This is a genomic window from Janthinobacterium salmonicoloratum (assembly GCF_051380845.1).
In the GTDB taxonomy this organism is placed as follows: Bacteria; Pseudomonadota; Gammaproteobacteria; order Burkholderiales; family Burkholderiaceae_D; genus Janthinobacterium; species Janthinobacterium lividum_F.
Window position 1 is genome coordinate 635,355 of sequence record NZ_JBNYXV010000001.1, and the last position, 21,496, is coordinate 656,850.

General features: G+C 64.5%; 18 protein-coding genes and 1 riboswitch. Of the genes, 10 read left to right on the forward strand and 8 right to left on the reverse strand.

The features are described from left to right. Nucleotides 1-21: 21 nt before the first annotated feature. Nucleotides 22-783, reverse strand: coding sequence for a sulfite exporter TauE/SafE family protein (locus ACQ4WY_RS02970; protein WP_034756294.1), 762 nt, complete (start codon nucleotides 781-783; stop codon nucleotides 22-24). A gap of 151 nt (nucleotides 784-934) precedes the next feature. On the opposite strand from ACQ4WY_RS02970, the gene ACQ4WY_RS02975 reads away from it, so the two are divergent. After that, a complete protein-coding gene (locus tag ACQ4WY_RS02975) occupies nucleotides 935-1,858 on the forward strand; it encodes a LysR family transcriptional regulator (RefSeq protein ID WP_436502755.1) in 924 nt (307 codons plus the stop codon). A 3-nt stretch (nucleotides 1,859-1,861) separates the two neighbouring features. On the opposite strand, the gene ACQ4WY_RS02980 is transcribed toward ACQ4WY_RS02975, so the two are convergent. Next, on the reverse strand, nucleotides 1,862-2,383 hold the full coding sequence (locus ACQ4WY_RS02980) for a GNAT family N-acetyltransferase (protein WP_436502756.1): 522 nt from the start codon (nucleotides 2,381-2,383) through the stop codon (nucleotides 1,862-1,864). 45 nt (nucleotides 2,384-2,428) lie between these two features. Continuing rightward, complete coding sequence (locus ACQ4WY_RS02985) at nucleotides 2,429-4,864, reverse strand: DNA internalization-related competence protein ComEC/Rec2 (RefSeq protein WP_436502757.1); 2,436 nt, start codon at nucleotides 4,862-4,864, stop codon at nucleotides 2,429-2,431. A gap of 184 nt (nucleotides 4,865-5,048) precedes the next feature. On the opposite strand from ACQ4WY_RS02985, the gene ACQ4WY_RS02990 reads away from it, so the two are divergent. Continuing rightward, nucleotides 5,049-5,882 (forward strand): class I SAM-dependent methyltransferase, encoded by an 834-nt coding sequence (locus tag ACQ4WY_RS02990; protein ID WP_436502758.1) that lies wholly within the window; start codon nucleotides 5,049-5,051, stop codon nucleotides 5,880-5,882. 85 nt (nucleotides 5,883-5,967) lie between these two features. Beyond that, nucleotides 5,968-7,953 carry a helicase-related protein gene (locus tag ACQ4WY_RS02995; RefSeq protein WP_436502759.1) on the forward strand — a complete coding sequence of 662 codons (1,986 nt, stop codon included), beginning with the start codon at nucleotides 5,968-5,970 and terminating at the stop codon, nucleotides 7,951-7,953. 28 nt (nucleotides 7,954-7,981) lie between these two features. Here ACQ4WY_RS02995 and ACQ4WY_RS03000 read toward each other — a convergent pair whose 3' ends face one another. The 5 genes from ACQ4WY_RS03000 to ACQ4WY_RS03020 all read right to left on the reverse strand — a co-directional run bounded on the left by ACQ4WY_RS03000 (nucleotide 7,982) and on the right by ACQ4WY_RS03020 (nucleotide 13,398). Further along, nucleotides 7,982-9,223 carry a PQQ-dependent sugar dehydrogenase gene (locus tag ACQ4WY_RS03000; RefSeq protein WP_436502760.1) on the reverse strand — a complete coding sequence of 414 codons (1,242 nt, stop codon included), beginning with the start codon at nucleotides 9,221-9,223 and terminating at the stop codon, nucleotides 7,982-7,984. A gap of 4 nt (nucleotides 9,224-9,227) precedes the next feature. Next, the gene (locus tag ACQ4WY_RS03005) at nucleotides 9,228-10,025 is read right to left on the reverse strand and encodes a TatD family hydrolase (protein WP_436504381.1); all 798 of its coding nucleotides are present in this window, start codon (nucleotides 10,023-10,025) and stop codon (nucleotides 9,228-9,230) included. 22 nt (nucleotides 10,026-10,047) lie between these two features. After that, nucleotides 10,048-10,773 (reverse strand): lipoprotein-releasing ABC transporter ATP-binding protein LolD, encoded by a 726-nt coding sequence (gene lolD, locus ACQ4WY_RS03010; RefSeq protein WP_436502761.1) that lies wholly within the window; start codon nucleotides 10,771-10,773, stop codon nucleotides 10,048-10,050. A gap of 16 nt (nucleotides 10,774-10,789) precedes the next feature. Further along, the gene (locus tag ACQ4WY_RS03015) at nucleotides 10,790-12,055 is read right to left on the reverse strand and encodes a lipoprotein-releasing ABC transporter permease subunit (RefSeq protein WP_426056703.1); all 1,266 of its coding nucleotides are present in this window, start codon (nucleotides 12,053-12,055) and stop codon (nucleotides 10,790-10,792) included. Nucleotides 12,056-12,120: 65 nt separating this feature from the next. Further along, nucleotides 12,121-13,398, reverse strand: coding sequence for a lipoprotein-releasing ABC transporter permease subunit (locus tag ACQ4WY_RS03020; RefSeq protein ID WP_436502762.1), 1,278 nt, complete (start codon nucleotides 13,396-13,398; stop codon nucleotides 12,121-12,123). A gap of 160 nt (nucleotides 13,399-13,558) precedes the next feature. Here ACQ4WY_RS03020 and ACQ4WY_RS03025 point away from each other — a divergent pair, with 160 nt between their 5' ends. The 7 genes from ACQ4WY_RS03025 (at nucleotide 13,559) to ACQ4WY_RS03055 (ending at nucleotide 21,496) form a co-directional block, all read left to right on the forward strand. Further along, the gene (locus tag ACQ4WY_RS03025; protein WP_436502763.1) at nucleotides 13,559-14,623 is read left to right on the forward strand and encodes a hypothetical protein; all 1,065 of its coding nucleotides are present in this window, start codon (nucleotides 13,559-13,561) and stop codon (nucleotides 14,621-14,623) included. Next, on the forward strand, nucleotides 14,620-16,320 hold the full coding sequence (gene recJ / locus ACQ4WY_RS03030; protein WP_436502764.1) for a single-stranded-DNA-specific exonuclease RecJ: 1,701 nt from the start codon (nucleotides 14,620-14,622) through the stop codon (nucleotides 16,318-16,320). The genes ACQ4WY_RS03025 and recJ overlap by 4 nt, the downstream gene beginning before the upstream one ends. Nucleotides 16,321-16,368: 48 nt before the next feature. Beyond that, nucleotides 16,369-16,782 carry a fosfomycin resistance glutathione transferase gene (fos, locus tag ACQ4WY_RS03035; RefSeq protein WP_436502765.1) on the forward strand — a complete coding sequence of 138 codons (414 nt, stop codon included), beginning with the start codon at nucleotides 16,369-16,371 and terminating at the stop codon, nucleotides 16,780-16,782. Between the two features lie 275 nt (nucleotides 16,783-17,057). Next, a riboswitch (cyclic di-GMP riboswitch) is annotated at nucleotides 17,058-17,144 on the forward strand. Between the two features lie 86 nt (nucleotides 17,145-17,230). Continuing rightward, nucleotides 17,231-19,849, forward strand: coding sequence for a S53 family peptidase (locus ACQ4WY_RS03040; protein WP_436502766.1), 2,619 nt, complete (start codon nucleotides 17,231-17,233; stop codon nucleotides 19,847-19,849). Between the two features lie 135 nt (nucleotides 19,850-19,984). Next, nucleotides 19,985-20,422, forward strand: a complete 438-nt coding sequence (locus ACQ4WY_RS03045; RefSeq protein ID WP_046682984.1) for an MbcA/ParS/Xre antitoxin family protein — start codon at nucleotides 19,985-19,987, stop codon at nucleotides 20,420-20,422. 2 nt (nucleotides 20,423-20,424) lie between these two features. Continuing rightward, nucleotides 20,425-21,132 carry an RES family NAD+ phosphorylase gene (locus ACQ4WY_RS03050; RefSeq protein ID WP_436502767.1) on the forward strand — a complete coding sequence of 236 codons (708 nt, stop codon included), beginning with the start codon at nucleotides 20,425-20,427 and terminating at the stop codon, nucleotides 21,130-21,132. Nucleotides 21,133-21,175: 43 nt separating this feature from the next. Continuing rightward, nucleotides 21,176-21,496 carry a DUF2288 domain-containing protein gene (locus ACQ4WY_RS03055; protein ID WP_353656795.1) on the forward strand — a complete coding sequence of 107 codons (321 nt, stop codon included), beginning with the start codon at nucleotides 21,176-21,178 and terminating at the stop codon, nucleotides 21,494-21,496.

Sequence of the window (21,496 nt, forward strand, 5' to 3'; positions counted from 1 at the left end):
GGCTTGTTGTCGTTTGAAAACTTACTTGAAGAAGATGTCGTAGGACAACTTGACGATCAGCAGCACCAGCAACACGAGGAAGAGGATGCGCACGAAGGCGGCGCCGCGGCGCACGGCGATCCAGGTGCCCGTCAGGGCGCCCAGGATATTGCACACGGCCATCGGTGCGGCCACGGCGTACACCACGTGGCCGGCAGGAATGAAGAAAGCCAGCGCGGCCACGTTGGTGGCGATATTCACCAGTTTCGAGCAAGCCGATGCAAGGATGAAATCGAAGCCGAAGACGCGGATGAAGAGGAAAATCAAAAAACTGCCCGTGCCCGGCCCGAACAGGCCGTCATAAAAGCCGATGGCGCCGCCGATGACGATGGCAAGGATGCGTTCGCGCGGTCCGATGGGGCGCGCTTCGCGGGTCGTGCCGAAATCCTTCTTGATGAAGGTGTAGATGGCCATGATGATGATCAATACCAGCACCATGGGGCGCACCACCTGCTGCGGCACGTAGGACACGGCGGCCGCGCCGATAAACGACATGACGAAGGCGCTGGCCACGGCCGGCAGCACCAGCAGCCAGGGAATATGTACCTTGCCGACAAACGAACGGGCGGCAAACGTGGTGCCGCAGGCGGACGCCAGTTTATTCGTGCCCAGCAAGGAGGTCGAGGCCATGTTCGGCATCAGGTTGAACAGGGCCGGCAGCTGGATCAGCCCGCCCCCGCCCACGGCGGCATCGATCAGGCCGGCAAAGAAGGCAAATAAACACAGCAGCGAGATGGTCAGCATGATAGGCGGTAAGGAATGGACGACAGCGGCAGTATAGGCGCCGTGGATTTTTCCGGATGCAACTTCAAATTGCGGAAAACGCAATCAGGCGTAACGCTTGACGGAATGCGCCCCGTGCGGTCTACTGGCCTCTTTTGCCGGGAGTCACGCGATGTCGATGAAACTGATGTGGGAAATCCGCGCCTTCTGCACCGTGGTCGAAAAGCGCAGTTTCATCCATGCGGCGCGCATGCTGGGACGCTCGCCGTCGGCCGTCACGCGCGCCATCCAGTTCCTCGAAGAGGCCATCGGTGCCGAGCTCATCCTGCGCACGCAAAAGCAGTTCACCCTGACCACGGCCGGCGAAACGTATTACGCGTCGGCCAAGCACTTGCTGGAAACACAAGCCGAGGCGGAAGACCAATTGGCGGAATTGAGCAACTCGCCGCAAGGCTGGGTGCGCCTGTCCGCGCCGGAAATCCTGTCGCTGGGCTTTCTGCCGAAGGTGGTGGCGCAATTTTCGCGCGATTACCCGAACGTGTCGGTGGACATCCATTTCTCGGACAAGTCGATCGATCCCATCCAGGAAAAGCTGGACTTTGCCATCCGCGGAGCGTTTCCCCAATCGAGCGAGCTGATCGGCTATCCCCTGTGGAACTACCGCCGCTACATGTATGCCTCGCCCGACTATATCGATCGCATGGGCGCACCGGACGAACCGGAGGAGCTGACCAGCCACGACATCATCATGCATTCGGCCCCGCGCATCCTGCGCGACTGGCATTTCGTCTCTGCTACGCGCAACGTACGCTACCAGGTGCAACCACGCTTCCGCTTCACTTCCGGCATCGCCACCTTCCAGGCCGCTCTGGAAGGCGCCGGCATCGTGCGCCTGGCCAGCTGGCTGGCGGAACCGGCCGTCGCCGCCGGCACCCTGCGCCGGGTCTGCACGGCATACCGGCTGACGTCGTCGAAAGAGCTCGATCCCAGCATCCATGCCGTGTATGGCACCTCGCGCATGGCCAAGGGCGCGCGGCTGTTTCTGGAGTATGTGCGGCAGAGAGGACTGGAGATACCTGATGAACGCGTAATGTAGCGCCTATTGCGCGACGATGGCATATCTATACACGGCGAACTGCGCGCCATCGAAGACAAAGGCGGCCACCTCGCGCATGCCCAGCCGTTCATTCGCGCGCAGCGAGCCGATATTGTCGCGCCGGATGAACAACACCGCCTCCGCGCCCCCATGCTGCTCGCGCATGGCAGAGTACAGCAGCGCCAGCAAGCCCTGCCCCCGCTCCGAGTCCGCAATGCAGACGGGACCGTACACATAGGCGTTTTCCCTCGCCGCATACGCAGCCAGCATGGCCAATACCACGGGCGCCTGCGCGGTGGCTGTCGCCGCGCTGAACAGCACGCCAACGACAGGCCCATCGGCTACGCGCCGCGCCACGATGACGGGCGACTGCCCATCCGCCATGCTGGCCACCTTGTCGCGCGAAAACTCGCCCGTCAGGCTACCGCCCTGCGATGGGGAATTAGCTTGCAGCAAGACCGTGATAGCGTCGATGTCGTCGGCTTGGGCCGTGCTGACAAGATAAGCGTGGCTGAAATGGTGCAATCAGGACTCCTGAAACGATGATAGCGGGAGCGTAGCATGAAAGCGCTAGCGCCCATGCCAGTAGCGCGGCCGGCTGGCGCGATACTGCGTCACATCAATATCTTCGCCAAAATCCATCACCACCGCCCCTTCCACATCCGTGCGCAACCGAATAATCCCCATTTCGCCATAGCGCGCATACACTTGCGCCTTCGGATGTTTATAACGATTCCTGTGTCCGACCTGGAAAATCGCCAAGGTCGGATGGACGGTGTTCAGGAACGCTGGCGTCGATGAGGTGCCGCTGCCGTGGTGCGGCGCCAGCAGCACGTCGGCGGCCAGTTCGCCCTCCGCCGAGCGCGCCAGCAATTGCGCTTCCTGCGCCGCCTCGATGTCGCCGGCCAGCAAGATGGCATGCTTGCCTGCCGTGATTTTCACGGTGCAGCTGCGGGCGTTCGGCTTCAGTGCAATGTCCGTGTGGCTGGCGGGCAAGGGGTGCAGCATGGCGAAGTGCACGCCTTCCCAGGTCCAGCTCTGGCCCGCCATGCAGTGCAGATGGGGCCGGCGCAACGCCCGCCGGGCCTCGACGGCAGGGTGACCGTCGAACAGCGACGAGGCCAGCCAGCCCACTTGCACGTTTTCCAGCAGCGACACGGCCCCGCCCGCGTGATCGAGGTCGCTGTGGGAAATGATCACGCCGTCGAGTTTGGCGATGCCGCGTGCGCGCAAGTAAGGCACGATGACCCTGCTGGCGCCATCGGAGTCGAGGCTGTAGGCAGGTCCCGTGTCGTACAGCAGGCGGTGATTGTGCGTTTCCACCAGCACGGCCATACCTTGTCCCACGTCAAAGGCCGTCACCCACATGCGGCCCGGCGGCGGGCTCGATGGCAAGGCCGTCAGCAGCGGCAGCCAGCCCAGCATGCCGGCCCAGCGGTGCGGCCACCCGCGTGGCGCCAGCAGCCATGCCGTGCCAAAAAATGCCCAGCAAAAACTCCACATTGGCGGCGCGGGCGCCGTCCACACGGCAAAGCGGCGCGCGCCCAGCCATTCCAGCACCTGCGCCAGCATCTGCACGATGGCATGCGCCAGCAGCAACAGCCCATCACACAGGGGCGCGGGGAGCAAGCTGCCCGCCAGCGACAGGGGCGTGACGAGCAGGCTGATGATGGGAATGGCCAGTGCATTGGCCACGGGGCTGACGAGTGACACTTGCGAGAACAGCAGCATCGTCAAAGGCACCAGCCCCACCGTCACCACATACTGCGTATGGGCGCCCAGCGCCACGGCGGCGCGCAAACGGCGCCAGCGTCCAGCCTGCAAAGGCATCGGTGCCGTGGTGCGGCCTGCCGTCGCGTACAGCATGGTGGCGACGGCGCCGAACGACAGCCAGAAGCCGGGCCACAGCACGGCCCACGGGTCGAGCAGCACGACAACGCCCAGCGCCAGGCACAGGATATGGCCGATGCTGGTGATGCGTCCCAGCCACAGGGCCAGCGCCACCACCAGCAACATATACAAGGTGCGCTGCGCGGGCACGCCAAAGCCGGCCAGCAGCACGTAAAGAAAGGCCGCCAGCGCGCCCGCCAGCGCCGCCACTTTTTGCGCCGGCAGCCGCAGGGGCAGTTGCCAGTCGGTAAAAAACGAGCGCCGCCACAGCGCGCCCGCACCCAGCGCGAACAGTCCCGCGATCATGGTGATGTGCAGACCCGATATCGAGATCAGGTGGCTCACGCCCGTGCGGTTGAACACTTGCCAGTCCGACTGCGGAATGGCGCGCTGGTCGCCGACCACGAGCGCGACGATCACGCCCGCATACTGCTTGCCTTCCAGGCTGCGCAGTATGCGGGCACGCAAGGCCGCGCGGCTGGCTTCCACCACATTGCCGAAGCCAGGCACGAAACTCGCTTGGCGCACATTCGGCGTATCGGCGCGCGGCTGCGGCCGCACGTAGCCCGTGGCGCGCACGCCCTGCTCCAGCAGCCACGCCTCGTAATCAAAACCCATGGGATTCGCATTGCCATGCGGGCGCTGCAGCCGCACCGTCAGCCGCCAGCGCTCGCCTGGCTGCACGTCCCCCACCGCGTTCGTCACTTCGTCGCGAAAACCCGCGTACCAGGACAGGGCGATCAAGGGCGGCACCTTCGCCCCAACAGCCTTCTCCACGGCAAAATTGAAGCGCACGCCCTGCTCGAAGCGGTACGGCAGGCTGGCGATGGTGCCCGTGACGCTAATGTCCTGTCCTTCATCGGCCAGCGCCAGCTGCGGCGCCATGGCGGCCTGGGCCAGCCAGGCCGCCCAATAAAAGCCCAATCCCACGCCAGCAGCGAGCGCGATAATGGAACGCCAGCCGGAACGCCAGCGTGCGTGATGGCGCAACAGCAGTGCCGTCAGCAGCGACACGCCAGCGACCACCCACAGCAACACGCCTGCCTGCGATGGTAAGCTGGCCTGCGTCTGCAAGCAGGCGGCGCCAGCGGCAAAGCCGAGTATCAGGGTGCGCATGGGGGCTCGCTGCGAAAAAGGCTCAGCAACTGTGCCTCCTTTCTACTCTTTACTGTCTGATCTGGCGCAATGGTGCCCTGAATAAGAAAGTTCAGTTACGCCATCCGTCACCACCGCAGACGAAACTTCCCCCATGCTAAGATGGTCATCCGGCGCCCGGGCGCCACGACTTTACGGACCTTGCATGACCCTACTGACAGCGGCCGAAACCTATTTGCAGGACTTTCATCAACGGCAAGTGGGCGTCACCAGCGCCGCATTTGCCCATCTGCCAGCCAGTTCCCGCACCGGCAGCTGGGCCTCGTCCTACGACGTGCTGACCAGCCTGGTACCGGCCGTGGACACGCCGTTGAGCGTGCTCGACCTGGCCTGCGGCGACGGCCATCTGCTGGGCTTGCTGGCGGCCAGACGGCAGCCCCGGCTGCATCTGCTCGGCGTCGACATGAGCCAGGCGGAACTGGCCGCCGCGCGCGCCACCCTGCCCGCCTCCGTGCTGCTGCAGCAGGGACGCGGCCAGGCGCTCGACCTGCCATCGGCCAGCGTGGATTATCTCGTCTCGCACATGGCGCTGATGCTGATGGACGACATCGAGCAGGTCGTGCGCGAAATGCGCCGCGTGCTGCGCCCCGGTGGCCAGTTCGCGGCCATCGTCGGCCGGACTTTTTTACTGGGCGAAGTCAACGACGTTTTCATGCGCGTCTTCAAACCCATCGCCAGCGACGCGCTGCCGCCGCTGCGCTTCGGCGATCGCCGCACTGCTTCCGAAGCCGGCTGGCGGGAACTGCTCGATGCCAGTTTCGCAGACCTTGCATCCGACGACATCGACGTCCCATGGATGCCCATGCCGGCCGAACTGTGGGCCGCCCTGACCGACACCTACGATATCGACCGCCTGGACGATGACGCCAGACAGCGCCTGCGCAGCGCGTTCATGGATGCCGTGGCGCCTCTGCAAAACGGCGATGGCAAGATCGCCACCGGCTGGGGCCTGCGCCTGGTGCGCGCGCGTGCCGCCTGAAAATGCGAACGCCAAGGCTGGCCACTACCGCCCGCCTCCATCGACGGTATAATCGGCCTCGCTTACTTCAACACCCAGGCATGACATGACTTCCTCCGCACTTCCTCCCGACACTTCCACCGACATTTCCGACAGCACCGAAGACAATAACGACGCCACTCTGGTCGCGGAACTGGGGGAACTGGCCGAGCATATCCGCCTGGTCAAGATGGAAGGCCGCGTCTTCGTGCGCTTTTCCGGCGTGGTCAAGGCGGGCCACCTGGTGGTGCCGTATGCGCTGGTGCCCGCACAGGGCGTGCTGGCGCGGCCAGCCAAGTGGCGCAAGATGGACCGCGAGACCAAGCTGGCCCTGGTGCGCGAACGGGCCAGCGCGGCCGTCTTCGAGGAGCTGCGCCAGCATGTGATGGATTTCGTCGCCGATATCGCGGGCCTGAGCGAAGACGTCGATACGGACCCGATGGTCTTCCTGCACACGCTGGCCGACATGCAGACGTCCGAGCCGGCCGGCATGGTCTTCGACCGCATCCGCCAGCGTTTCAATCATGCCATTGAGCGCCAGCAGGAAGAACAGCACGCGGCACGCACGCGCCAGAGCATCAACCTGGCCGAGTATCCCGCCTCGTTCGAGATGGCGCGCCGCCTGCCGCGCCGCTTCATCGCCCTGCTGGGACCGACGAACTCCGGCAAGACGCACCGCGCCATGGAGGCGCTGGTCAAGGCGAAGAGCGGCATCTATCTGGCGCCACTGCGCCTGCTGGCCCTGGAAAACTACGAACGCCTGCAGGAAGCCGCGCCGCATGGCAAGCCGCTGGCCGTGAGCCTGATCACGGGCGAGGAGCGTAGGGTCGTCGACGGCGCCACGCACGTGGCCAGCACGGTGGAAATGCTGGACACGAAAACCGTCGTCGAGGTGGCCGTCATCGATGAAATCCAAATGCTGGCCGACCCGGACCGGGGCGCCGCGTGGACGGCGGCCGTCTGCGGCGCGCCCGCCCACACCGTCTACCTGGTAGGGGCGCCCGAAGCGCGGCGCGCCATCGAGGCGCTGGCCGAGCGCCTGGACTGCCCGCTGGAAGTGCATGTCTTGAAACGCATGGCGCCCCTGTCGATGGAGCCGACTGCCGTGCGCAAGGTGCGCAACCTGCGCCGCGGCGACGCCGTCATCGCCTTTTCGCGCCGTGAAGTGCTGATGTGGCGCGACATGATCACGGAAACGGGGCTGTCGGTGGCCACCGTCTACGGCAACCTGTCGCCCGAAGTGCGGCGCGCGCAGGCGCAGCGCTTCCGCGACGGCACGGCCGATATCGTCGTCGGCACGGACGCGCTGGCGATGGGCCTGAACATGCCGATCGCGCGCATCGTCATGACCACCTGCGTCAAATACAATGGCCGTGAAGAGGAAGAGATTTCGGCGGCGCTGGCGCGCCAGATCGCCGGGCGCGCGGGCCGCTACGGCGTGCATGAGGAGGGACTCGTGGCCGGCTACGACAACGAGACGCATGAAGTGATGCGCGCCCTGCTGAAGGAAAAGCTGCACCCGCTGAACACCAGCGGCTTTGCCGTGGCGCCGTCGCTCGAACATTTGCACCGCATTTCGTCGGTGACGGGCGAGTTGTCGCTGTCAAAACTGCTACGCCGCTTCATCCACAATATCGACGTGCCGGACGGCTTTTTCTTCCCGCGCATCACGGAAGACCAGAAGGAGCGCGCCGTCTGGCTCGACACCCTGCCCCTGTCCGTGGCCGACAAGTTCACCCTGTCCTTGGTGCCGATATCGAGCAAGGTGCCGTCGCTGCAAACGGCCTGGGAACACTGGGCGAAGAATCTGTCGCAGGGGAAAACGAGCACGCTGCGTCAGCACGCCTATGGCGGCGGCACGCAGAATTTGCAGCAGGTGGAAGACACCTGCCGCTACTACTCCGCCTATGCGTGGCTCAGCTACCGCCTGCCCGAGTTCTTCCCCGATATCGCGGTGGCGCAAAACCTGTCACGCGATGCGTCGGAGCGCGTCGACTCCATCCTGCGCGCGCACAATGCGGCGTCACGTGGGCGCTCGAAGAAGTTCAAATAGGCTTTATCTCAGCGCCCGGAATCAGACATCAGGGTTTAACCGCCGCATAGTGCAGTTTCAACACCAGGCCATTGTGGTCATCGGCCATATAGATATCGCCATCCTGCCCCTGCTTGACGTCGACGGGCGCGCCCCTGCCCTGCTTGCCCTTGCGCTCCCAGTTGCTGATCAAGTCGACGGACTTGCCCAGCGGTGCACCGGCCTTGTCGGGCAGCAGGGCCACCAGGCGGTGGCCATTGCTGCGGTAGCCGTGGTAGCCGATGATCAGGCTATTCTTGTATAACGCAGGGAAGCGGCTGGCCGTGTAAAAGGTCATGCCCAGCGGCGCGGCGTGGCCGGGCAGCAGGCGCTGCGGCGCCGCATATTGGGCGTCGCACGCCGTCTTCGGATATTCGGGACTGGCCACATTGTCGTCGTAGCAGTACGGCCAGCCATAGTGCCGGTCGGCCTTAATCAAATTGAGTTCTTCATGCGGCAGGTTCTCGTCGCTTTTCAGTTGTGGCATGGCGGCCTGGATGGCGTCGCGCGCGTTTTCCGCCTGCCATAGCTCGCCCGTGGCCGGATGGAAGGCCAGCGCCATCGAATTGCGCAAGCCGCGCGCATGCGTGCGCCAGCTCGTCACCGTGCCGGCCGGCCAGGCCATCTTGTATTCGCGGATGGCGCCCAGCGCTTCCGGGCCTTCGGCCGAAGGGCAAGCCTTGGCCGGATCGGGTGCCTTGCCATCGTTCTCGCAATGGTCGGTGCTTGAGCCCACGTTCACATACAGGTCGCCCTTGGGGCCAAAGCGCATGTTCGTCAGCAGGTGCAAGCCCAGGCCCGGCAGGCGCGGGGTCTTGGCCGTGCCGCCGATGATGTCGGTGGTGGCGCGTGCGGGATCGCGCATGTCGAAGCGGAAGATGCGCCCCACTTCGCCCACGTAGACCATGCCGTCCGGTCCCTGCACGATGCCGTTAGGGCGATCGAGCTTGTCGAGCAGGAGCTTGCGCTCGTAGCCGGCGCCGGCCGCCTTCGGCTGCAACAGCCACAATTTACCCTGCTTCGGCGCCCAACCCGCCATGTCCGTGACGAGGATGTCGCCATTCGTCAGCGGCAGCACGCCACGGGGGAATTTCAGGCCGTCGGCCAGCACGGCTACGCAAAAACCGGCCGGCGTGGTGACGTCGAGGCGCGGCATGCCGTCGCATTGGGCGCTGGTCGTCGCCGCCAGGGCTGGCGCAAACGCGCCGGTAAGGCAGGCTGCCAGGGCGCCCGCAAGCATTTTCTTGTTCATGGTCTCACTCCATCAGGGGTAATCGAGGCATCACGGCGCGCGCATTGGCGCTGGTTTGCGCCGCCACGTCGGCAAGTTCCAGGCCGCGCAATTCGGCCAGCACGGCGCCGATGCGCGGCAATTCTTCAGGGCTGTTGCGGCCAGGGTGTATCCAGGCAGGAGAAATATCGGGCGCATCCGTCTCCAGCAAGATGGACGCCAAAGGCAATTCGGTGGCCATGCGGCGTATCTGCAGCGCGCGGGCAAACGTCATGGCGCCGCCGAAACCGAGCTTGAACCCGAGGTCTATATAGCCCTGCGCCTGCTGGAAGCTGCCATTGAAGGCATGCGCGATGCCGCCATTCGGGCGGATCTGGCGCGCGTGCTTGAGGACGATGTCCTGCGAGCGGCGCACATGAGTCAGCACGGGCAGGTTGAAGTCGCGGGCAATTTTCAGCTGTTCGCGCAAAAAATGCTCCTGCTTGACGCGCATGGCCGGTTCGCACAGCATGGGAATGAAGAAATCAAGGCCGATCTCGCCGATGGCCACAAAGCGCGGGTCGGCCATGGCCGCTTGCACGGCCTCGCGCAGGGCGATCAAATCGTCTTCCGTGGCGTGCGGCACGTAAATCGGGTGGATGCCCAGCGCATAGCAGGTGTTGGGCGCCGCTGCCGCCAGCTCGCGCACGATGGCAAAATTGGCCCGTTCGACGGCGGGGATGACGATCATGCCCACGCCCTGCTGCTGCGCGCGCGCCGCCACCTGCAGCGATTCGCTGCCGAATTCGTGCGCGTCGAGGTGGCAGTGCGTGTCGATCCACAGCATGGCGGCTCCTTAGTATTGCTCAGTATTGATAAGGCTGCAGCCCTTCGTCCGTCAGGCGCAGCACGCGGTCACAGCGCTTGGCCAGTTCGATATCGTGCGTGACGATGACGAAGGCCGTGCCCAGGGTGCGCGACAATTCCAGCATCAGGTCGAAAATCTGTTCGGCCGTGGCGTGATCGAGGTTGCCCGTCGGTTCATCGGCCAGCACGCAGGCTGGCTGCGTGACGAGGGCGCGGGCCAGGGCCACGCGCTGGCGCTCGCCGCCCGACAATTCACCCGGCGTGTGCGTGACGCGCTTGGCCAGGTTCACGCGCGTCAGGATCTGCTGCGCCAGGTCGGTGGCGGGCGCGCGCTTCATGCGCCGTATCATCAGGGGCATGGCGACGTTGTCCAGCGCCGAAAACTCGGGCAGCAGGTGGTGGAACTGGTAGACGAAACCCAGGGAGGCATTGCGCAAGTCGCCGCGCGCCTTTTCGCTGAGGGTGGCGAAGTCCTTGCCCAGCAAGGTCACCTTGCCGCTGGTGGGCGTATCGAGGCCGCCCAGCAAGTGCAGCAGGGTCGACTTGCCCGAGCCGGAGGCACCGACGATGGCGACGCGCTCGCCGCGGTGAACATCGATGTCGATGCCAGCCAGCACCTGCACCTTGTAGGCGCCCTGCGTAAAAGTCTTGCCCAGGCCGCGGCAGGAAAGCACGGCAGAATCAGCGGAAGCGCCGTTGGAAGCGGGTTTGTTCAGATCGGTCATGGTCGTAGTCAATGGTTTATTCATAGCGCAGGGCTTCCGCAGGTTTGACGCGGGCAGCCCACCAGCTTGGGTAAAGGGTTGCCAAAAAGGCGAGGATCACGGCCAGCACGCCGATCTTGGTGACGTCGGGCCAGCGCAGGTCGGACGGCACGGTGCTGATGAAATAGATATCCTTGGAGAGGAATTGCACGCCAAGCAGGTGCTCGATGAAGGGCACGATGACGTCGATGTTCATGGCTACCAGCACGCCGCCTCCCACGCCCAACATCGTGCCCAGGATGCCCACCAGCGCGCCCTGGATCATGAATATCTTCATGATGGAACGGGGAGAAGCGCCCAGGGTGCGCAAAATCGCGATATCGGCCTGCTTGTCCGTCACCGTCATCACCAGGGTCGACACGAGGTTGAAGGCGGCCACCGCGATGATCAGGGTCAGGATGATGAACATCATGCGCTTTTCCGTCTGCACGGCGGCGAACCAGTTGGCGTTCAGCTTGGACCAGTCGCGCAGCCACAGGTCGCCCGGCATGGATTTTTTCAGCTCCGCCGCCACTTGCGGCGCCTGGTTCATGTCGGCCAGGCGCAGACGCAGGCCGGACGGCCCGTCGATGCGCAGCAAACGCTGGCCGTCTTCGATATTGATGAAGGCAAGACCGGCGTCGAATTCATTGTGACCCGCCTGGAAGATGCCGCTGACGGTAAAACTGCGCATGCGCGGCAGCACGCCAGCCGGCGTGACCTGCCCCTGCGCCAGCATCAGGGTGACTTTTTCGCCCAGGTTGACGCGCAGGGCGCGCGCCAGCTCGATGCCCAGCACGATATTGAAGGTGCCCGGCTGCAGCGCCTTGAAGCTGCCCATGCGCGTCTGGCCAGCCACGTCGGAAACGTTCGGCTCTTCTTCGGGCAGCACGCCGCGCACGATGGCGGGGCGCAGCGCATCGTCGCGCAACAGCATGCCCTGCGTTTCCACGAACGGCGCGGCGCCCTTCACGGCCGGATTTTTAAAAGCCTGCGCCGCCTCGGCGCGCCAGTCCGGCATGCTGCCGCTGTTGTCAAACACTTCCACGTGGGCCAGCACGGACAACATGCGGTCCGTCACTTCCTTCTGGAAGCCGTTCATCACGGAGAGCACGACAATCAGCGCCGCCACGCCCAGGCCGATGCCGGCCATGGAAATGAGGGAGATGAAGGAAATAAAACTGTTGCGGCCACTGCGCTTGCCGGCCCGCGTGTAGCGCAAGCCGACCAGCCATTCGAAGGGAATATTTTTTAACATGCTCATTGATTCATTAATTCTCAGGGGTCTGACCGGCCGGGTCTGACCCCAGCAGTTTGTTGATCAGCCATTTACTCATAGCGCAATGCCTCGGCCGGCTTGACACGCGCGGCGCGCCAGCTCGGGTAGATGGTCGCCACCAGCGCCAGGCCAAAGGCGATCAGGCCGATCTGCGCCACGTCCAGCCAATGCACGTCCGATGGCACGGCGCTGATCTGGTAGATTTCCTTCGAGATGAAGTGCAGGCCGAAAATGCCTTCGATGAAGGGCACGATGACGCCCACGTTCAGCGCCAGCACGACGCCGCCGATCACGCCCAGGGCACTCCCCAGCAAGCCCACCAGCGCGCCCTGGATCATGAATATCTTCATGATGGAAAACGGCGAGGCGCCCAGGGTGCGCAGAATGGCAATATCGGCCTGTTTGTCGGTGACCGACATCACCAGCGTCGAGACGAGGTTGAACGCGGCCACTGCGATGATCATGCTGAGGATAATGAACATCATGTTCTTCTGGCTTTGCACCAGCGCATACCAGCTGGCACTGGCGCGCGACCAGTCGCGCATCCACAGCTGGCCCGGCATCGACGCTTTGAGTTCGCGCGCCACCTGCGGCGCCTTGTTCATGTCGTGCAGGCGCAAACGCAGGCCGGACGGGCCATCGAGCTGCAGCAGCTGCTCGGCATCCTGCATGTTCACAAACGCCAGGCTGCCATCGAGTTCATTATGACCAGCCTCGAAGATACCGGCCACCTTGAGCGCGCGCATGCGCGGCATGACGATGCCATTGACCGGGTCGCCCGCCTTCGGCTCGCGTTCCAGCATCAGGGTCACGTTCTGCCCCACTTTCACGTCGAGCGCCTTGGCCAGGTCGATGCCCAACACGATGTTGTACGAGCCTGGCGTGAGGTCCTTGAAACTGCCCTGCTTCATCTGGTTCGCCACGCTCGACACGGTGGCTTCCTGCTGCGGCAGCACGCCGCGCACGACGGATGGGCGCATGGTTTCGTCGTTCAGCAGCATGCCCTGGGTTTCCACGAACGGCGATACGGACTTGACTTGCGGGTTGGCGTAGGCGGCGCGCTCCTGTTCCTGCCAGTTCGGCATGGAGCCGCTGGTATCGAACACCTCGACGTGGGCCAGCACCGACATCAAACGGTCGGTGACTTCCTTCTGGAAGCCGTTCATGACGGAGAGGACGACGATCAGGGCGGCCACGCCCAGGCCGATGCCGGCCACGGAAATGAGGGAGATGAAGGAAATGAAGCTGTTGCGGCCACTGCGTTTCCCGGCACGCGTATAGCGCACGCCAACCTGCCACTCAAAAGGAAATTGTTTGATGATGCTCATGCGCTCCCGCGACAACGATAATATGCGAGCGCGCAGTGTGCCACACAAATGACACTCATGCGTGAAACACATCACCGTGGCGCCACTTTCCCGCGCCCGCCGTCAAGGGAAAAACCGCGGAGACTACTCCCCTACCGCCACAATCGCCTACAATCTCGGGATGAATCAACTTACCCTCGTCCTGCCCTTCGCCTTGCCCAATGCCGAACTGGCTGCCGACCTGCTCAAGGTCTTGCAGGCGCCCGCCCTGGCGGCCCTGCTGTCGCGCACTTCCACTTGCAATTTGGAAACTTTTGACAACGCCAACCGCCTGCTGCCGCACGAAGCGTGGCTGGCGCACGCGCTGGGCCTGTCGCCCGCGCCCAACGGCGAGGCGGCGCAGGCGGCCTTCGCGGCCCAGGCCATGCGCGGCTATGGCCTCGTGCCGGAACCGGGCGCGCGCTACTTCCTGCTGCATCCGGCCCACCTGGCCATTGCCCGCAGCCATATCAGCCTGGAAGACTTGCGCCAGCTCAAGCTGAGCGAGGCCGATGGCCGCACACTGTTCGACACGGCGCGTCCGTATTTCGACGAGATCGGCCAGCCCCTGGCGTATGGCGACGCGGGCACCTGGTTCATGCGCGCCGATGGCTGGAGCGACTTGCAGTGCGCCACGCCGGACGCCGCCACCACGCAAGACCTGTCCGTGTGGATGCCGGAAGGCGAGCACGCGCGCGCCGCGCGCCGCCTGCAGAACGAAGTGCAGATGCTGTGGCATGAACATCCCGTCAATGCGGCGCGCGAAGAGCGGGGCTTGAAAGCCATCAACTCATTCTGGATCTGGGGCGGGAGCCTGGCCACGGCGGAATCTGCACCGGCACCTGCGCGCTGCGCGGCCAGCCTGCATACCAAGGACGCGGCTGGTTGGCTGGCCGCGCTGGCGGAACCAACGCGGCGCGATGCCAGTCCAAACAGTGTACTGGCAAGCAAACAGGATGCGATTGTCGCGCTGGGCGGCCTGATCGAAGCAGCGCAGGCGCAGGAGTGGGGCATGTGGCTGCAGCAGTTGCAGGCACTGGAAGCAGACTGGTTCGCGCCCCTGCTGGCGGCCCTGAAAGATGGCCGCCTGGGCCAGCTGCGCCTGGTGCTGAGCCACCGCGACGCCTGGCTAGCCTGCACCACCAGCAAGCATGCGCAGCGCAAATTCTGGCGCGCGATTACCCTGAACAAGTTGAAAGCATCATGACCCGTACCCGCATCGCCACCCGTCCCTGCCCCTACCGCGAATCCGAACTGCTGCGCCAGGGCGGCATCCACCCCGTGCTGGCCCGGCTGTACGCCTCGCGCGGCCTGTCAGACGTGAAAGAACTGTCGAGCGAACTGGCGGCCCTGATGCCGCCGTCCGGCTTGCTGCACATCGGCGCGGCCGGCGTCTTCCTGGCCGACGCGATTGCCGCCAAGAAGCGCATGGTCATCGTGGCCGATTACGATTGCGACGGCGCCACCGCCTGCGCTGTGGCCATACGCGGCTTGCGCGCCATGGGCGCTGACGTCGATTTCATCGTGCCCAACCGTTTTGAATACGGCTACGGCCTGACGCCGGAAATCGTCGAGCTCACTGCCCGCGAAAAGTCGCCCGACATCATCATCACCGTCGACAACGGCATCGCCAGCATCGACGGCGTGGCCGAGGCCAACCGGCGCGGCATCCAGGTGGTCGTCACCGACCACCATTTGCCGGCCGACACCCTGCCCGACGCGGCCGTCATCGTCAACCCGAACCAGCCCGCCTGCGGTTTCCCATCCAAGCACCTGGCGGGCGTGGGCGTGGTGTTCTACGTCCTGCTGGCCTTGCGCGCAGAGCTGCGCCGGCGCGGCATCTTTGATGCGCAAACACAACCCAAGCTCGATAACCTGCTCGACCTGGTGGCGCTGGGCACGGTGGCCGACGTGGTGCGCCTCGATACGAACAACCGCATCCTCGTCGCGCAAGGCTTGAAACGCATGCGTAAGGGAAATATGCACGCGGGCGTGGCCGCCCTGTTCCGCGTGGCGGGCCGCGAAGCGCGCAGCGCCACGCCGTTCGACCTGGGCTTTGCGCTGGGACCGCGCCTGAATGCGGCCGGACGCCTGCAAGACATGTCCCTGGGCATCGAATGCCTGATCACGGACGACGAAGGCCGCGCCTGGGCGCTGGCCCAGCAACTCAACGACATCAATCTGAAACGCCGCGAAATCGAGGCGGAAATGCAGGATACGGCCCTGCTGCACCTCGATGATTTCGAACCGGCCAACAGCAGCACCATCAGCGTCTTCGATGAATCCTGGCACCAGGGGGTTATCGGTATCGTGGCCTCGCGCCTGAAGGAAAAATTCTACCGCCCGACCATCACGTTTGCGCCGGGCGCGGATGGCTGGATCAAGGGTTCCGGACGCTCGATTCCCGGCTTCCACTTGCGCGACGCGCTCGACCTCGTGTCGAAACGGGCGCCCAGCTTGATCGACAAGTTCGGCGGCCACGCCATGGCGGCGGGACTGACCATCCGCGCCGACGCTTTCGACGCATTTTCCCAGGCCTTCGAAGCCGTGGGCCAGGCCTGGCTCAGCCAGCAACAACTGGAACGGGTCGTGGAAACGGATGGCCCGCTGGAAGACGCCTATTACACGACGGCCTTCATCGAGCTGATGGATGGCCAGGTGTGGGGCCAGGGCTTCGCCCCGCCCGTCTTCTGCGATGAATTCCGCGTCGTCAGCCAGCGCATATTAAAAGAGCGCCATTTGAAACTGCTGCTGGAAAAGAACGGCGTGCGCTTCGACGCCATCTGGTTCGGCCACACGGACGCCTTGGGCGAACGCACGCGCGTGGCCTTCCGGCTCGATGCGAATGAATACAATGGCACGACCAAGGTGCAACTCATGGTGGAGCATGCCGAACCTGTCTGACGGCACTTGCCCAAACCCATGGGTCACCTTCCTGACACACTCCCATCCATGTTGACCGGCCTGAACCACCTCACCCTGTCCGTGCGCGACCTGGCGCGCAGTGTCGTTTTTTACCGCGACACCTTGGGCCTGCGCCTGCATGCGCGCTGGGACAGGGGCGCGTATCTGTCGGCCGGGGATTTGTGGCTGTGCCTGGCGCTGGACGGGCAAGACACGGCTGCGCTGGCCAGACCTGCCTACACGCACTATGCCTTTGCCATCTCCCAGGAAGACTTCGCCGCCTTTGCCGCCCGCCTGCGCGCCGCTGGCGTGGTGGAATGGCAGCAAAATCGCAGCGCCGGCGACTCCCTGTATTTTCTCGATCCGGACGGGCACCAGTTGGAGGCCCATGCGGGCAGCCTGGCGCAGCGGCTGGCGGCCTGCCGCGCGGCGCCGTATCCAGGCATGGTGTTCGAGGACTAATCCTGAAAATACCGCATATTCAATAAATTCGTTAAATTCATTTAAAAATCAAAAAGACAAGCACCGTTTCTGTGGAAAAACACTGTAACGCATCGATACTCCCCTGATAACCTTGCTTTTAAGACTTAATAAAGCTGACAAGATTCCACTCATCAATAGACAAATTTACCACATTTTATTGTAAAAATAAAAATATTGATTGAGAATAGTTAACACTTATTTGTCAAATTCACTAGAATTGATAACGCATCAGGAAGTTTATAACGATGCATGATCAATTCTGAGGGCAAACCCGTCGAAAGGCGGGGACGCAAAGCCACCGGCCTACCGCGCACAAGCGCCATGGCAGCGGGGTTGCCAATGTGCAGGACCAGGACCGCCAGCGCGCGGCCCCCAGCCTGGATGCATTGTCGAGATGTGGCCCTCGCCCAACTCGGAGAGTTTCGCCATGAAAAGATTCATCCTGCCGCATCCCCGTCACGGGCGCCTGCTGCTGGGCGCCACTGCCGCCCTCCTGCTGGGCGCTTGCGGCCCCGGCCAGGAGACCTCGACGCCGCCTGCCGCCATCGCCACGGCCGCGACACAGTTCACTGTCGAGGCACCCGTCATCCCCGCCGCCGTCGGCGCGCTGGTGGCGCAACCGATGTTTCATGCGGCCCCGGCCCTGCTCGATGCGCCTGACGGGCGCGACAGCGCCAATAGCAACGGCTCGGCCCACTGGCGGCCGCACTTGCAGAACGTGCCAGGCGCCATGGAGGAAATGTCCACGCGCCGCCTGACGGCGCAAAGAATCGCCGCCGCGGAACAGGTAGCACAGGACATCGCGCCTCTGCTGTCCGGCGGCTCGGCAGACATCGCCGCGCCCATGGCCGGCAGCAGCGTCGTGGCCACCTACTCGCCCGCGCAAATTCGCGCCGCCTACGACCTGCCCGCCCTGCCGGCGGCTGGCACGGCGCTGACGCCAGCCCAGGCGGCACAGCTGGGCGCAGGACAGACGATCTACATCGTCGACGCCATGCACAACCCGAACGCGGTGGCCGAACTGACCATCTTCAACCAGAAGTTCGGCTTGCCCGGCTGCACCACCAAAGCCATCGCCACCAATGCCAGCTTGCCACTGCCGCCCGCCCTGGCCAGCGGCTGTGAATTTTCCGTCGTGTACAACACGCCATCGAGCACCATGACGGCCACCGCGCCCGCCTATAATTCGGGCTGGGCCATGGAAATCGCGCTCGACGTGCAATGGGCGCATGCCACGGCACCGCTGGCGCGCATCGTGCTGATCGAGGCGCCCGACGCTTCCATCAACAGCCTGCTGGGCGCCGTGCGCCTGGCCAACCTGATGGGGCCTGGCGTCGTCTCGATGAGCTTTGGCGCCGCCGAAGGCAACTGGACAGCTTCCGTCGACAGCGCCTTCACGGGCAAGAACATGAGCTACCTGGCCGCCACGGGCGATTCGGGCAGCGGCGTGTCCTGGCCCTCCGTGTCGTCCAACGTGCTGGCCGTGGGCGGTACCACGCTCAGCTACAGCGGCAGCGGCGTGCGCAGCGAAACGGCCTGGTCCGGCACGGGCGGCGGCATCAGCGCCTATACGGCGCTGCCCACCTACCAGACGGCCAGCGTCCCCGGCCTGACCAACCTGCTGCGGCGCAACGTTGCCGACGTGGCCTTCAATGCCGACCCCGCCACGGGCCAGTACACGGCCGTGATGACTCCCGGCAGCAGCACCGCCAGCTGGCTCAGCATCGGCGGCACCAGCCTGTCCACGCCGCAATGGGCCGGCCTGGTCGCCGTCGCCAACGCCAGCCGCGCGCTGCAAGCCAAGACAGCGCTCGGCTTGCCGCACAGCATGCTGTACGGCCAGATCGCCACCGTGCCCGGCACCTTTGCCAGCAGCTTTGCCGACATCACGCGCGGCAGCAACGGCACGTGCAGCGTGTGCACGGCCAGGGTCGGCTACGACCCGCTGGGCGGCCTGGGCACGCCTAACGTGAAAAGCCTGCTGGCCAGCCTGTCGGGCACGCAGATCGCACCGGCCGCCCCCGTGGTAGCGCCGGCCAACATCAGCGGCGCGGCCGGCAAGCCGCTGTCGTTCACCGTAGCGGCCAGCGCAGCCAATCCCCTCAGCTACACCATGCTGGGCGCGCCGGCCGGCATGAGCATCGCCGCCACGGGCGTGGTCAGCTGGGCCGCCCCCATCGCGGGCACGTATGCCGTGACCATGGTGGCCAAGGATAGCGTCAGCGGCCTCAGTGGCCAGGGCGTGTACGCCATCGTCATTACCCCCGTCGCGCCGCCCGTCGTCGCCACCGGCGCCATCACGGGCAAGGTTGGCACGGCGCTGGCATTCAACGTCAGCGTCAGCGCCGCCAATCCTGTCAGCTATACGCTGAGCGGCGCGCCGGCCGGCATGACCATCAGCAACGCCGGACTGGTGAGCTGGGCTGCACCTGTGGCCGGCACCTATGCCGTCACCGTGACAGCCAAGGACAGCAAAACTGAGCTGAGCGGCAAAGGCATCTACACAGTGGCCATCGCCGCCCCCTTGCCACCCGTGGTCACCGTGGCCAGCATCAGCGGCAAGCCGGACGTGGCCCTGTCGTTCACCGCCACGACGGTGGCGCCCAACCCCGTCACCTACAGCCTGTCGGGCGCGCCATCCGGCATGACCATCAATGCCACCGGCGTTGTCAACTGGGCCAAGCCCGTACTGGGCAGCTACAGCGTGACGGTCGTCGCCAGGGACACCAGGACGGGCTTGAGCGGCCAGGCCGTGGCCACGGTGAAAATCGCCGCCGCCGGCCCCACGATCAGCGCCGCCACCATGACGGGCGTGGCCGGCAAGGCCATGAGCGGCAGCATCGTGCTGACGGCGCCCGGGGCGAACGCCCTGTGGATCTCGATTACCGGCGCGCCGCTGGGCATGCAGTTTTCCATGAACGGCATGACGATCACGGCCCGCTGGCCCCTGCCGGTGACGGGCAGCTATACGCTGAAGGTGGTGGCGCTGGACAATAACGGCCTGACGGCGCAGCTGACCGTGCCGGTGACTGTCACGGCCAGATAAGCCGGCACGGCCCGCCAACGGGGCGCACCGGGACACATGTCCTGGCGCGCCCCGTTTTTCATGTGCACGCCCTTGCAATGAATCCTAAAAAGGAGTATAAATAATCCATAAACAGAGTTTTAAAGAAGGACTGCCATGAATCTCGCCTATGCCTACCCCAAGAGCCGCTTCGAGCCGGCCGTGCTCGTCGACCTGAATGCCAAAGCCGAGCGCGAGCGATTGTCGCAGGCGGCATTGAAAGGGTTTTTCAAGCTGGCCGCCGCCTGGAAACTGCGCGACGACGATGCGCGCGAATTGCTGGGCGGTCTGTCCAGCAGCGCCTATTACGAGTGGAAGAAGCACCCGGACCGCGTGCTGGAAGTGGACCGCATCACGCGCATTTCCTATTTGCTGGGCATCTACAAGGCCTTGCACATCCTGTATGGCGACAAACTGGCGGACGAATGGGTGAGTCTGCCCAACAAAAACCCCATCTTCGGCGGGCGCACGCCCCTGTCGCAGATGCTGGCCGGCGGCTTGCTGGCGATGCAGACCGTGCGCAAGCTGCTCGACGCGCGCCGCGGAGGGCTGTAAGCGTGCCTGCCGCCCCGAATACTCCCCTGCCGCCGCTGGCCGCCTTGCGCCAGATCGACACCTGCCGCCTGATTCCTTCGCGCTTCGCCGACATGGAAGACTCCGTGCTGGCGCCCCTGGCCGAGGACGACGACCACCTGCGCGAGTTGTTCGAGCTCGATAACGCGACCAACGCGCGCCTGGTGGCCGAGTACGGCGGCGCGCCAGGAATTGGCGTGGACGAGCTGGTTTTTGGCGTGCCGCACTTTCGCATCATCAATGCCGCCTACACGTACGCCCGCCCGGAAGGGGCGCGTTTCAACGATGGCGAACGGGGGGCCTGGTATTGCGCCTTCGACATGAAAACGGCGCTGGCGGAGATCATTTTCCACAAAACCGTGGAATACCAGGAAATCGATTATTTCGACGACAGCGTCAACTACCAGTCGCTGCTGGCCGATTTTTCCGCCAGCTTCCACGACTTGCGCGGCCAGGAGCGCTACCAGGCTTGCCTCGATCCGGCCAGCTACATCGCCTCGCAAGACCTGGCCGCCATCCTCCTCGAAGCCGGTTCCATGGGCATCATCTTCCCCAGTACCCGGCTGGCGGGCGGCACCAACCTCGCCTGCTTCCGCCCTGCCCTCGTGGGCAATGTTCGCAAAGGCACGGCCTATCGGTTAACATGGCAGGGTACGCCGACGCCGCACGTGGAAGCCCTGCCAGGCAAATAACCGCGCGCATCGGCACCCGACTCACCGCAACCTGATATTTCGCATGCAAACCAATCCTGAAAAAGACACCGAACTACGCCTCAAAGTGAACAGCGAAACGGCCCGCCTGGCCTGGAGCGAGCTGGAAAAACACTTCGCCCAGGGCAACGTCGTCTGGGTCGCCAATGAACTGGACCTGGTCGAAGTGGCCGTGCGCATCTCGCACGACGACAAGGCCACCATCACGCAGTGGATGGTCGATGGCAAAGTGGCCAAGGTGTCGGACCAGCAGGCGCTGGACTGGCAGGCAGCCGATGCCGCGCTATGGGCCGTCGTCGTCAGCCCATTCATCCTGGTGCAGCAGGAAAAGCCCACCAGACACTGA